Below are 13,149 nucleotides of genomic sequence, written 5' to 3'. Positions count from 1 at the left end.
GAGTACCTTAAAGCTTTTTAGAGATAATTATGTAAAAGAAATATTTAAAGGGAAAGAATGAATTTTTTTACAGCTGATATTTGTGATGAACATCCAGATAAAGTACATGTACTTGATAATGAATTTAAAAACTATGGTGCAAAAGATAAAGTATTCGCACAAGTTGTAACGGTAAAGCTTGATAGAAATAATAGTGAGCTTATTAAGATTTTAAGAGATGAAGATGGAACTGGTAAAATAGTTGTTGTTGATGTAGATGATGAGTATTTTGCAGTTGTTGGAGAAAACTTAATGAAGTTTGCCCATGGAAATAACTATGAAGCTATATTAGTAAATGGTTATGTAAGAGATACTGAGCAAATCAAAGATATTCCTGTAGCACTTTATGCAAGGGGAACTTGCCCTAGAAAATATATTCCTGTAACTGAAGGTGAAAGAAATGTTGAACTATCTTTTTGTGGAGTACAGTTTAATGATGGGGATTACGTTTACGCAGATGTAGATGGAATAATTCTAGCAAAAGAGAAGATTGTCTAATGTATCTTTTTGGTTTTGGTTCTTTAATTAATCTAAATAGTGCCCAAAAATCTTTTGAAAGAGAACTTAGCTATAAAGACTTAATTCCTGTTAGAGTAAAAGGTCTTAAGAAAGTTTGGAACTCTATTGAGCAGATTAACTTTGATAGCAAAGATACAAATGGAGTATTTTTAAATCTTCAAAAAGATGAAAACTCTTCTACAAATGGTGTAGTTGTTAAACTAAGCCAAGAAGAGTTTGAAGTTTTAAAACAAAGAGAAAAAAACTACTCTCAAGTTATAATCAAAGCCCAAGATGTTCAAGGAGCAAATCTTGATGAAGATGTTATTGCTTTTATGACTACAAATGAAGAGAAGCTAGCAAAAGTAGGAGATGAAAATACTTATATTCCTGCTAAGTATATAGATATTTTAACATCAGCCTTTGAACACTATGATGAAGAGTTTGTAAATGAGTATAAAAAAGAAGCTTTAGAAGAGTTTCCTTTCCCTTTAAAACAGGGTGTTTATAAGTTTTCAGACCCTTTACAAAATAAGTTAGCTAAAGAGGGTATTAGAAAATAGATGATTCAAAATAAGTGTACTATATACTCTTCCACTCTATATAAAACAAATAGAGAAAAACAAAGTGATGCTCTTATTACTAAAAAAGGCAATTGTTTAGATATAACCTTTTGTGAAGAGGATGACTTCGATAAGTTTGAAGAGGACTTAAGCTCTTTATGTGGGAACTCTTTTTCTTATTATTTTAAGAAAAGAGTTTCATCTTCCATAATCTCAATAATCTCAATAGTTGTAATAATGTTTGCTTTTCTTTCTGTATCTATATATGAAGACTTACTTAAAAAGATAGTTTTTGAAATGCCTTTTGAATGGGAAACTAATGACTCTATTGCTTTAGGTTTTGTTTTACTATTTTTATTTGGACTTTTTTTGATGCCATCAATCTTAGAGGCAAAAAGAAGTGAGTTTAAAAACATACTAGCTTCATGGTTAAATAAAGATATTAAAAAACAAAAAAGAGTTTCTCTTGCACTTTCACAATATGATAAAAAGACTCAAATCGATATATACAATATTGACTTACTAGAAAAAGAGCATTGGGTTTATCAAATCTTATTAAAAGCCTTATTTAAAAAGTTCTCAAATATAAATATTCATGTTAGAAATGATGAAGTAAAGAAAATAGAAAAAAGATTAAGTTCTTATAATATAACCAATATAGAGATAGTAAAAGAGAAATCAAAAGCCTTTACAAAAGATATAAACTTTCTTTTCTCTTCAAGGGAACAAAAACTAAACTCTTTATTACAACTATGTTCTACCAAGAAATTTAATACATCTTTAGTTTATGTATCTTTAGAGCTTTTTGAGTATTGTGGTAAAAACCTATTAGAAAGCAATGAGAAGAATGAGCATTTAACTTTTGGTTTCCAAAACTTTATAAATAGAAGTTTTGATGATTTTAAGTTTTTAAGACAAGAAGACTCTTCAAGGATATACTTTACTAATAACTTCCATTTTAAGGTTTTAAGTGATGAGCAAAGAAGATTAGCTTACTTTTTAAGAAATCATTTAGAAGAGTGTATTGAGTATTTTGATAATCCTATTTCATTATTGATTTTATATAACTATGTAAAAGATATTGTATTAGATGAAAGAAGGGTTTTAAATATCTTAGAAAGGTTTATTGTAACTGTTGAAAAAAGACAACAGTATAAGCTTATAGATGAGTACTGGTTTGAAATCGCTGGAAAGATGTTTGATTCATATGATTTAAAAAGTTTTGAAACTACAAAAGAGTCTATATATAGAAAACTATCTGTTGAGAGTCTAAATTTTCTTTTAGCTTTATTTGAAAGAAATGGTTATTTTGAACAAGCTATTTTAGTGGCAAAATATCTTTATGAAATAAATCCAAATAAATACTCTGTACTAATCTCATCTTTATATGAAAGAATGGGACTGTTTGATGAAGCCTTTTCATATTTACCAAAAGAGTTACAAATAAATGAAAATAAAAAGCCAAGTGAAATAGAAATAAAATACTTACAAAGAAAAGCATGGATAATAGTAAGTCAAAGAAAAGAAGAGTTAAGACAAGAGGGTAAAGAGACTTTAGAAAAACTATTTACTTTAATCTCTTCTCATAATGAAGATAATGAACCAATTTGGTTATGGCACTATTATAATATCAAAGCAAACTATGAAGAGTGGGATTGTAACTTTGAGGAAGCTATTAAAAACTATAAAAAGTGTCTAAGTATTCCAACTCTTGGTGCGTTTGAGTATGGAGCTACTTTTGTTAATATGGCTATTGCTTATAGATTTACTTATCTAACAAGTACTAAACAAAAAGACGCTAGTATTATACAGAAGTCAATATATTATGGAAAAGTAGGTTTACAACTAAAAGAATCAGTAGGGGATAGAGATGAACTTCCTGTGGTTCAACACAATCAAGCTTTAAATATTTTATATAAAGAGTTATACTCTATTCAAAAAGAAGATGAGCTACTTAATGAAGCTTTAGCTTATACAAATGAAGCAATAGAGATTTTAGATTCAACAGGATCTATTAAAAGACTTGGAATGATACTTATGGAAAATATTATTTGTAAACAACTGCTTCAAGTAGATTTTGATGATATTGTAACTAGATTGAAAGAACATTTAGTTAACTTAGATGATAATGAGTTAAAACAGCTATTAAACCTATACAAAGAGTTTAAAAAAGCAAATAAAATAACAGCTATTAATTTTTTGGAAAATGATTAAGGGGAATCAATGGACTATATACGTAATACAATTAATTTAAGTGAGGGAACAGTAGAGGAAAAAAGAGAAGAGATTAAAAAGTATTTTTTACAAACATATGAGTTGGATGAAAAGCTTTTTGATTTATTAAAAGATAAAGAGCATATATTTAAACAACCAAATAGGCTAAGACACCCACTTGTATTTTATTATGGACACACTGCAACTTTTTTTATAAATAAACTTAACATAGCAAATATTATAGATAAAAGAATAAATAAAACATATGAATCTATCTTTGCAATTGGTGTTGATGAAATGTCATGGGATGATTTAAATGATGAACATTATACATGGCCAACTTATGAACAAACAAAAGCATATAGAGATGAGGTTAAAAAGTTAGTATTAGAACTAATAGATACTATAGAGTTTACAATGCCAATAAACTGGGATAGTCCAATGTGGATTATCTTAATGGGAATAGAACATGAAAATATTCATATAGAGACTTCATCTGTATTATTAAGAGAGCTAAATTTAAAATACTTAAAAGAAGAAGAACTATTTACTTACTGTAATGAGTTTAATGACTCTTTTCCACAAAATGAACTAGTAGAAGTTAAAGGTGGTGAAGTAATACTAGAGAAAGATTATGACAATCCTATCTATTATGGATGGGATAATGAATTCTCTTTTCATAAAGCTACAATTAGAGATTTCAAAGCTTCTAAATATTTAGTTTCAAATGGAGAGTTCTTAGAGTTTGTAAAAGAGGGTGGTTATTCAAAACCTGAATATTTTACAAAAGATGGAGAAGAGTGGTTAGAGTTCTCTAAAGCTAAGCATCCAACCTTTTGGGTTAAAAAAGAAGGAAGATATTATCTAAGAGAGATTAATAGAATAGTTCCATTACCGTTAAATTACCCAGTTGATATAAATGTTTATGAAGCAGAGGCTTTTTGTAAGTTTAAAAGTGAGAAATTAGGTTTTGAAGTTAGACTTCCAAGTGAAGATGAGTTTTATAGATTAAATGATTATGTTAAAGCTCAAAGCCAAGAAGCCAATATTGGACTTAAATACTTTAATCAAACACCAGTAGATAAATATAAGATGGGTGATTTCTATGATGTAGTTGGAAATGTATGGCAATGGAGTATTACACCAACGTATCCATTAGATGGATTTAAAACTCATCCTGTATATGATGACTTTACAACACCAACTTTTGATGATAGACATGCTCTTATGAAAGGTGGGTCATTTATCTCTTTAGGAAATGAGGTTCTTAGAAGTGCAAGATATGCCTTTAGAAAGCATTTCTTTCAACATGCAGGGTTTAGATATGTTCAAAGCTCAAATGACTATAGAACGCAATTAAACGACAATGTATATGAGACAGATGAGCAGATTTCTCAATATTGTGAATTCCACTATGGAGAAGAAAACTTTGGTGTAAGAAACTTTCCTAAAGCTAGTGTTGAACTATTAAAACCATATTTTGATGAAATAGACTCAAAAAAGGCACTTGATTTAGGATGTTCTGTAGGTAGAAGTACATTTGAATTAGCAAAACATTTTGATGAGGTACTTGGAATTGATTTTAGTGCAAACTTTATTAATGTGGGAGTTAAGCTTAAAAAATATGATACTTTAACATACAAAGTAGCAACAGAGGGTGAACTTTTTGAAGAGAAAACTATCTCTTTAAAAGATTTTGATTTAGAAGATACTAAAAAGAAAACTTCATTTATGCAAGGTGATGCTTGTAATTTAAAAGAGTTATATACAGGCTATGATTTAATTTTCTGCTCAAATTTAATTGATAGATTATATTATCCTCAAAAGTTTTTAGATGATATCCCAAATAGAGTAAATAAAGATGGATTATTAGTTCTTTTATCTCCATATACTTGGTTAGAAGACTATACTCCAAAAGAGAACTGGCTTGGTGGATTTATAAAAGATAATAAAGAGATAAAAACTTTAGATACTTTAAAACAGAACTTAGAAGATAGATTTGAACTTGTTCAAACTATTGATGTACCATTTGTCATAAGAGAGACTGCAAGAAAACATCAACATACAGTTTCACAAATGAGTATTTGGAAAAAGATTAAATAATAAATAAAATTATAAAATAAAAGATTGTAAACTATTCTTATGAATAGTTTGCAATTAATCTCAACTAAAAAACAGTTAATATCTTTTCTTTTAATCTTACTTGCTGTTTTTACTTTCAATATTTTTTATGAATACTTCAAATATAAAGATTTTACTAAAGAAGAAGTTTACCTTGATACTTATGAAGTGTTAAATATCTATGAAAAAGAAGATTTTTTAGTTTTAAAACTTCAAAATGAAAAGCTAAGTTTTTTTACTTCCATTGACAAAGAAAATAGTATTGAAAAGTTAGATTTAATAACTATTGCAGTTTTATCAAGGGGTGTTTCTTTTTATGAGTTTTTAAAAGGCTTTTATACCAAATCGATTTTTTATGAAAACATTGAAAAAGTTCATAGTTTTAAAACAATGGTTTTTCATAAAATAAATACTCTTCATAAAGAAGAAAAAATACAAGAGTTATTTAATGCTCTATTTTTAGCTATACCAATCTCTAAAGAGAATAGACAAATATATACTGATTTTGGAATCAGCCATCTTATTGCTATTTCTGGTTTTCATCTTTCTATTATCTCTTTTATTATTTTCATACTTCTATTTTATCCATACTCCTTTTTTCATGGAAAATATTTTCCCTATAGAAATAAAAAAGCAGACGTTGTTCTTATTACTATATTTATATTGCTTTATTATTTGTATTTAACTAATTTAGTTCCTTCTTTACTTCGCTCTTTTATTATGTTTACTTTGGCTTTTTTGTATTTACGTTCAAATATTAAAGTGTTTTCCTTTGAGTCTTTAGCAATTACACTTTTAATCATACTCTCATTGTTTCCTAAATATCTATTTTCTATATCCTTATGGTTTTCTATTTCTGGAGTATTTTATATCTTTTTATATATTCATTATTTTAAAACTTTGCCCAAACTATTTTCACTAGTATTCTTTAATTTTTGGATATTTTTTGTTTTTAATCCTATTGTTCATTTTTTCTTTCCAAATACTTCTTATGAGCAGTTGTTATCTCCTTTTTTTACACTGTTTTTTACGCTTTTTTATCCTTTTGAAATAGTTTTACATCTAATAGGTTTAGCTTCTTTTTTAGATGAGTATATTTTGATGTTTTTAAATTATAAAATGGATATCTATGAAGTTTCAACAAGTTGGCAGTTCTGTATAAGTTATGTACTATTTAGTCTTTTTAGTATTTATAGTAAAAAATCTTTTATTATTTTGAATATTTTGTTAGTAATATTCAATATTAAAATCTTTTTCTAAGTATAAATAAATTAAAATTTCTTTAAAAATAATATTTAAATCATAATATTTGGCAAAGTTAAAAAATAGGAGAGAACTATGTCCCAACCTAATTCATGCTCATTTGACAAAAACTATTTAGCAAGTACAACAATTTTATTTATTGAAAATAATGATAAAATAAGATTTGAGACCTCAGAAATTTTTTCAGCCTTTTTCAAAAAAGTATTAGTTGCAAAAGAGGTAGAAGAGGCAATAAATATTTACCAAGATAATAAAGCAAGTATTGACATCATAATTACAGATGTAGATTTTCCAAACTACAGAGGAATTGATTTATTATCTCAAATTAGAAGTATTAACTGGGAAGTTCCTATTTTAATCACAACTACTTTTTCAGATATGAATATTCTAGTAAGAGCTATCAAGTTTAACCTTGCAAACTATATAGTTAAGCCAATTCAATTAAATACAACTTTAAAAATTATGTCAGAGATTGTAAAAAGAAAACAACAGAAAAAAGAGCTTGCTGTTAAAAACAATGAGTTAAGACAGTTTATGGCGATTTTAGACTCTTGTAATATTATTTGTGAGATGGACTTAAACTTTAAAATTACATCTGCAAATGATGCTTTCTTGATAAACTCTGAATTTAGCTTAGATGAGTTAATAGGAATGGGCTTTAATGATAAGCAGATTTTTAAAAGTGCAGATGCCACAGATAGAAAAATTATTGATACTTTAAGAGCTGGAAAAACTTGGGTTGGACTTAGTAAGAAGCTTACAAAACAGGGTGCAAACTATTATACTCACTCAACTATTTTACCAATATTTTATAATGATGGAAGAATAAAAAAATATATTGAGTTTTCTACTTTAATCTCAAAGTATGAAAATGAAGTTTTATCATTAAGAAAGCATATATATTTACTAAAGAGTGAAAACCTAAAGGTAAACACTGAACTTAAAAAAGAGAAAGATTACTATTTCCAAGTAGCAGAAAAACTTCAAGAACAAGTTGATGACAACGTAAACAATGCTCAAAAAATACTATTTGAGTTATATGAAGTTAAAAAACAAAATAAAATCTTGCAAGAGAAATTAAAAATGCAAGAGAGTAGGTTTGAAGAGTTTCAAGCAACTATGTTGTGTGGAAACTAATAAAGAAGGAATAAACCTTCTTTAAAGCATATGACCTAAATGCTCTTTTTTAGTTTGTAAATAGTTCTCATTATGTTTATTTGTTTTAGTAAGTGCAGGAACTCTACTATCAATTTCTAGGCCACAACTTTTTACAAAATCAATTTTTTTAGGATTATTTGTAATTAGTTTTATCTTTTTTAAATTTAAATCTTTCAGTATAAAACCAACTGCTCCATAATCTCTTTCGTCAGCTTTAAAGCCTAATTTTAAGTTTGCATCAATTGTGTTAAATCCTTGGTCTTGTAGGTTATAGGCATTGATTTTATTTACAAGGCCAATATTTCTTCCTTCTTGTCTATGATAAATAACTAAGCCACCTTCTTTAGAAATAAGCTCTAAGGCTAAGCCTAGTTGATTATTACAATCACATTTTAAACTACCAATTGTATCACCTGTTAAACACTCTGAGTGTATTCTTACTAAAGGGGTTTCTATGTCTTTAAAGTTTTTACTCATAATTGCAAGATGCTCTTGGCAACCATCTTTATAAGCTTTTATATCAAAGTTTCCATATCTTGTAGGTAGGTTTGCAATTTGTGATTGGGTAATATTTTTTTCAACAGTTTTTTTATCATCTTTTAAATAGCTTTTAAAGAAACAAGATTTTGCACCTGTATGACAAGCTGTATTTCCAACTTGCTCAACAATTACTAAAATAGTGTCATCATCACAATCAACTCTTAAATCAATAAGCTTTTGAATATGTCCGCTACTTTCACCTTTTTTCCAGATTCTATTTTTACTTCTAGAAAAGTAGTGAACTATTTTTGTTTCAATAGTTAAATCTAAAGCTTTTTGATTCATATATCCAATCATTAAAACTTCATTTGTACCATACTCTTGTGTTATTACTGGAACTAGTCCATTTCCTTTTTTAAAATCAATATTCATATTTTCTCTTTTCTTATTTATGCAACTTGGTTGCAATAAAGATTTTAACAAATAATTATAAAATGCGACTTAGTCGCAAAAATATAAATTTAATTCATGTTTTTATTAAGTTTTAAATACTAATAAACTCTTTTTTGTTTGTGATTACTTTTTTTAGATAGTTTCTTGTCTCTTCATATGGAAGATTAGTTCTTAGTTTATTATAAACATCTATTGGTTTTTTACTATTGATTTTGTTTATTGCTGTTGTTCTATTTGAAGAGAATGTTTTTAGTACATTTCCTGAACCTGTATTATACGCACTAATTACACAATACTCTTTTGAAATAGGATTTGAAATACCTTTTAGATATCTATTATTTAGTATATCAATATATGCAGAACCTAATTCAATATTGTTTTTTGCATTAAAAAGATAAGAGTTTGATGGTTTCCATTTTTTACCCTTAGTATAACTGTAGGCATCAATTCCCGCTGTACTTGGAACAATTTGCATAAGTCCAATTGCTCCTGCATGACTTACTGCAAACTGATTGAAGTTACTTTCTGTTTGAATAATCGCATAAACAAGGTTTTCGCTAATATTGTATTTTCTAGCAAATTGTTGAACAAAAGGTTTAAACTTTGCAACTCTTACATTTGCATGGTCTTTTACCATAGGAATTTCAACATAAGATACTTTTAGAGTTTTATTTCCATTTTTGATTTTTTTAGTTTTAACTTTAGAGTTAATTAAAATATTTGCATATCTTTTTGCTCTCCATTCCCATCTAATATCTTTATTTTGGTCATCTTTAACTTCTTTATAAAGATATGGTGTTTTCCCAAGTTTTACTTCTGATGTTCCAAATAAATCAAAAGCTCTTGGGTCTTCTGGTAGTAAAAGAGTTGTAATAATCGCATTTTTTAAACTTGATTTTGTGTCTGTTTCATCAATTGTCTCAACAGTTACTAATCCTTTATCAAAATCAACAAAGGCTCTACTTTTGTAGTCTTGCATGTATTTTACATACTCTTTTGGTTGAGGGACTTTTCTATTTCCTTTTCCCCATTTCTTATCAATATTTTCAATAAGTGAAGATAAGAACTTAATATCATTTATAAGTTTTTTAGGGTTTGAAGAATAAGAAATAGCTTGAGATTTTGCTAAAGATTTTAGTGCCGCAGACGGATCTTTACTTAGAGCAGCATTTGTAATTCTATAAGCATCATGAACACTACAACCAGTAAATAAAAAGGCCAAAGATATAAGTATTGTTTTTTTCATATTAATATTATTCTATAGTTTTTTAGCTTTAATTAAAATCTAGGTATTATTCCATTATAAATATAAGTTTTAAGGTATTTTATCAATGGAAATGATTTTAAATGAATATGATATGGTTGTAGGTGCTAAATTTGAAAATGGTACAATACAAGATTATGTAGATGAGGCACAAACTTACGGTTTAATTAGATATGAGGATACAAGTGCTAATTGGTTTTTATATAACGATTTAGATTCTCCTGAAGATATTAAAGAGTTATATGCAAAAGTTTTAAAACAAGAACATCATATAAAAGATGAACATGGTGAAGAGATGGTTATTTTCAATAAAGAAGGTAAAGTTTCTTATGAAAAGTTAGTTGATACAATTGATTCATACTTAGATGATGAATTAGCAAGTGTATATTAAAAAGGATACGTTATAAAAAAGTTTTTAGAGTTTAACTTTAATAAAGCAATTAATGCTGCTATTGAACAAAAAGGTTATGATACTCCAACAAAAGTTCAAAGAAAAGTTGTTCCTATTATAAAAAAAGGTATAGATACTATTGCTGCATCTAAATCTGGGACAGGAAAAACAGCTGCTTATGTTTTACCAATGTTAGACAAAGTAAATTCAAATCTAAACTTTAATAATAGAGTTTTAAGAGGTTTAGTTTTAGTTCCAACAAGGGAGCTTGTAGAGCAAGTTTCAAAATCTTTAAATGATTATGGTAAGTTTTTAAAAGTAAAACATACAAAAATCATGGGTGGTACTAGTAAAGCAAAACAAGAGCAAATTATCAATGGTGGTATTGATATTATTGTTGCAACACCTGGAAGACTAAAAGATTTAGTTGAAAGTGAAATTTTAGATTTAAGTAGTGTTAACTATTTAGTTTTAGATGAAGCTGATACTATGCTTGAAATGGGATTCTTAGAAGAAATTGAAGAAATCTTTTCATACTGTTCTCCATATAAACAAATAGTTATGTGTTCTGCAACTATCTCTCAAAATATTAGAAAACTAGCAAAAGAGTTTATGAAAGAACCTGTAACTGTACAAGTTCATGATAGAAGAGATACTGTTAGCTTAATTGAGCATAGAGCTTTTAAAATTGATGTAAAAAAGAAAAAAGAGTTAAATACAAGATTAATCAAAGATTCAAAATATGAACAAGTACTTCTATTTGTAAATAAAAAAGATGCTGCAAATGCTGCTTTAGAGCATTTTAATGCACATGGTGTAAAAGCTGCTGCTTTACATGGAGAAATAGAGTATAAACAAAGAGTTCAAGCAATTAAAGATTTTAAAAATAAAAAAATCAAAGTTCTTATTGCAACTGATATTGCAGGACGTGGACTTGATGTTGAAAAACTTCCTTTAGTAATTAACTATAATCTTCCAGAGACAACAGATGATTTTACTCATAGAGTAGGAAGAACTGGTAGAGCAGGAAATAAAGGTGAAGTTATTACAATCTTAACAGTAGAGGACTATAATCACTTTACAAAGATAGAAAGAGATTTAAGACTAAATGTTAAAAGAGAAATACATGAAGACTTTCCTTTAAAAGATAGACAACCTAGACAAAAAGTTCAAAAAAAGAAAAAACTTAGTGAGAAAAAAGGAAGAAAAACTCCTTCTTCTGAGCCTAAAAAAACAGGTGCAAAATCTAAGAAAACTACAAAAAGAGACGCTAACAGAAGCTTCAGAAGATAATAGTTTAGGAAAACCTAAACTATTATGTATTATTGAATAATTCCTAATTTATTTAATAGTAAAACTACAATTGCAAATGGAACAATATATCTAATTAAGAAGTACCAAATATTAAATACAGCTAATGGTACATGCTGAGTAAACTTATCTTTAAGTGTTTGTTTATCAACAAAGTATCCTAAGAATACAGAAGTTAAAATAGCTGCAATTGGCATCATTACAGATGAAGTCATGAAGTCCATTAAATCAAATGCATTTTTTCCAAAGAAAGTTAATTCTGCACCAAAAGATTTACTCATTGAAAGTAGGGCAACAATACCTAAGATATAGAATGTTGTTCCTGAAATAATAGTAGCTTTTGCTCTTGTGATATTAAATCTTTCTATAAAGAATCTAAGTGATGGCTCAATCATAGATACTGCAGAAGTAATACCTGCAAAGATTAAAGCAACAAAGAATGAAATTGCAATAACTTGACCTAATACTCCCCATCCTGAGAATATAACTGGTAAAGAAATAAATACTAATCCTGGACCTGCTGCACTTGGAGCACCAGCTTCAAATAGGAAAGAGAAAATGATTAAACCAGCAATAATTGCAATTGAAGTATCAACAAGTGCAACTGAGATAGAAGTTTTAACAAAGTTTGTCTTCTTTGATAAAGAGGCAGAATAAGTCAAGATTGTACCAACACCTAAAGATAGTGTAAAGAATGCTTGTCCTAAAGCTGCTAAAAGTGCATCACCATTAATCTTGCTCCAATCAGGAGAGAACATAAATGAAATAGCTTGAGAGAATGAATCTAATGTTAAAGCATAAATTAAAAGACCAAATAGAATAAGTCCTAATAAAGGCATTAGAATTAAGTTTATTTTTTCAATACCTTCTTTAATACCCTTTAAAACAATAAAGATTACAGAACCTGCAATTAAAGTGTGATATAGAATTAACGAGCCAATATCATTTGAAATTAGTTTTTCAAAGGCAGCACCTGCAACTTTTGCTTCTGTTGGCAAGCCAGAGAAAGATGTAAATACATAGTTTAAAATCCATCCTAGAACAACTGAGTAAAATGAAAGGATAATTAAACCTGTAAAAACCATAAAACCTGCAAACTTCCAGTTTTTGTTTTTTGATTTTGATAAAGTTACAAATGAAGTAGAAACATCAGACTGTCCATTTTGTCCAATTACTGTTTCTGCAATAAATACTGTAAGACCAATGAATAAGATAGCAAGTAGGTATACAATAACAAATGCACCACCACCATATTCACCTGTAACATATGGAAATTTCCATATGTTTCCTAATCCAACAGCTGACCCTGCAGCTGCTAGAATGAAACCAATCCTAGAAAATCGTGTCACTATAATCCTTGTGTAAGAAAATTTGTTATAATTATAGTGAATTAA

The 13,149-nt window shown here is 27.8% G+C and carries 11 protein-coding genes and 1 pseudogene; 8 read left to right on the top strand and 4 right to left on the bottom strand.

The annotated features are described in order from the left end of the window. Positions 1 to 57: 57 nt before the first annotated feature. The 6 genes from CRV03_RS10485 to CRV03_RS10460 all read left to right on the top strand — a co-directional run bounded on the left by CRV03_RS10485 (position 58) and on the right by CRV03_RS10460 (position 7,835). Positions 58 to 537 (top strand): RraA family protein, encoded by a 480-nt coding sequence (locus tag CRV03_RS10485; protein WP_129085090.1) that lies wholly within the window; start codon positions 58 to 60, stop codon positions 535 to 537. After that, complete coding sequence (locus CRV03_RS10480; protein ID WP_129085089.1) at positions 537 to 1,100, top strand: gamma-glutamylcyclotransferase; 564 nt, start codon at positions 537 to 539, stop codon at positions 1,098 to 1,100. Before CRV03_RS10485 ends, CRV03_RS10480 begins: the two co-directional genes overlap by 1 nt. After that, positions 1,101 to 3,314 (top strand): lipopolysaccharide assembly protein LapB, encoded by a 2,214-nt coding sequence (locus tag CRV03_RS10475; RefSeq protein WP_129085088.1) that lies wholly within the window; start codon positions 1,101 to 1,103, stop codon positions 3,312 to 3,314. A gap of 9 nt (positions 3,315 to 3,323) precedes the next feature. Then, entirely contained in the window at positions 3,324 to 5,417 is a 2,094-nt protein-coding gene (gene ovoA, locus CRV03_RS10470; RefSeq protein WP_129085087.1) for a 5-histidylcysteine sulfoxide synthase, read from the top strand. Between the two features lie 39 nt (positions 5,418 to 5,456). Beyond that, complete coding sequence (locus CRV03_RS10465; RefSeq protein WP_129085086.1) at positions 5,457 to 6,695, top strand: ComEC/Rec2 family competence protein; 1,239 nt, start codon at positions 5,457 to 5,459, stop codon at positions 6,693 to 6,695. A 78-nt stretch (positions 6,696 to 6,773) separates the two neighbouring features. Further along, positions 6,774 to 7,835, top strand: coding sequence for a response regulator (locus CRV03_RS10460; protein ID WP_129085085.1), 1,062 nt, complete (start codon positions 6,774 to 6,776; stop codon positions 7,833 to 7,835). 21 nt (positions 7,836 to 7,856) lie between these two features. On the opposite strand, the gene ribA is transcribed toward CRV03_RS10460, so the two are convergent. The 3 genes and pseudogenes from ribA to CRV03_RS10450 all read right to left on the bottom strand — a co-directional run bounded on the left by ribA (position 7,857) and on the right by CRV03_RS10450 (position 10,035). After that, a complete protein-coding gene (ribA, locus tag CRV03_RS14250; protein WP_258239065.1) occupies positions 7,857 to 8,426 on the bottom strand; it encodes a GTP cyclohydrolase II in 570 nt (189 codons plus the stop codon). An 18-nt stretch (positions 8,427 to 8,444) separates the two neighbouring features. Then, a pseudogene (gene hisI, locus CRV03_RS14245) lies at positions 8,445 to 8,804 on the bottom strand (phosphoribosyl-AMP cyclohydrolase); the annotation flags it as partial. Between the two features lie 76 nt (positions 8,805 to 8,880). Then, the gene (locus CRV03_RS10450) at positions 8,881 to 10,035 is read right to left on the bottom strand and encodes a murein transglycosylase domain-containing protein (protein ID WP_129085083.1); all 1,155 of its coding nucleotides are present in this window, start codon (positions 10,033 to 10,035) and stop codon (positions 8,881 to 8,883) included. A gap of 85 nt (positions 10,036 to 10,120) precedes the next feature. Here CRV03_RS10450 and CRV03_RS10445 point away from each other — a divergent pair, with 85 nt between their 5' ends. Both CRV03_RS10445 and CRV03_RS10440 read left to right on the top strand, forming a co-directional pair. After that, a complete protein-coding gene (locus tag CRV03_RS10445) occupies positions 10,121 to 10,444 on the top strand; it encodes a hypothetical protein (protein ID WP_129085082.1) in 324 nt (107 codons plus the stop codon). Positions 10,445 to 10,456: 12 nt separating this feature from the next. Further along, positions 10,457 to 11,737 (top strand): DEAD/DEAH box helicase, encoded by a 1,281-nt coding sequence (locus CRV03_RS10440; protein ID WP_309109194.1) that lies wholly within the window; start codon positions 10,457 to 10,459, stop codon positions 11,735 to 11,737. Between the two features lie 29 nt (positions 11,738 to 11,766). On the opposite strand, the gene CRV03_RS10435 is transcribed toward CRV03_RS10440, so the two are convergent. Beyond that, positions 11,767 to 13,104 carry a sodium-dependent transporter gene (locus tag CRV03_RS10435; RefSeq protein WP_129085080.1) on the bottom strand — a complete coding sequence of 446 codons (1,338 nt, stop codon included), beginning with the start codon at positions 13,102 to 13,104 and terminating at the stop codon, positions 11,767 to 11,769. Positions 13,105 to 13,149: the final 45 nt, after the last annotated feature.

The sequence above is a fragment of the Arcobacter sp. F155 genome, assembly GCF_004116455.1.
GTDB lineage: Bacteria > Campylobacterota > Campylobacteria > Campylobacterales > Arcobacteraceae > Halarcobacter.
Note: the sequence above shows the minus strand (reverse complement) of the source record. Positions and strands in the feature narration are given on the sequence as shown.

What these genes read in the sequence shown, in the direction of transcription:
- CRV03_RS10485 (WP_129085090.1), top strand. Translation starts at nt 58, where the DNA reads ATGAATTTTTTTACAGCTGATATTTGTGATGAACATCCAGATAAAGTA.
- CRV03_RS10480 (WP_129085089.1), top strand. Translation starts at nt 537, where the DNA reads ATGTATCTTTTTGGTTTTGGTTCTTTAATTAATCTAAATAGTGCCCAA.
- CRV03_RS10475 (WP_129085088.1), top strand. Translation starts at nt 1,101, where the DNA reads ATGATTCAAAATAAGTGTACTATATACTCTTCCACTCTATATAAAACA.
- ovoA (WP_129085087.1), top strand. Translation starts at nt 3,324, where the DNA reads ATGGACTATATACGTAATACAATTAATTTAAGTGAGGGAACAGTAGAG.
- CRV03_RS10465 (WP_129085086.1), top strand. Translation starts at nt 5,457, where the DNA reads ATGAATAGTTTGCAATTAATCTCAACTAAAAAACAGTTAATATCTTTT.
- CRV03_RS10460 (WP_129085085.1), top strand. Translation starts at nt 6,774, where the DNA reads ATGTCCCAACCTAATTCATGCTCATTTGACAAAAACTATTTAGCAAGT.
- CRV03_RS10450 (WP_129085083.1), bottom strand. Translation starts at nt 10,035, where the DNA reads ATGAAAAAAACAATACTTATATCTTTGGCCTTTTTATTTACTGGTTGT.
- CRV03_RS10445 (WP_129085082.1), top strand. Translation starts at nt 10,121, where the DNA reads ATGGAAATGATTTTAAATGAATATGATATGGTTGTAGGTGCTAAATTT.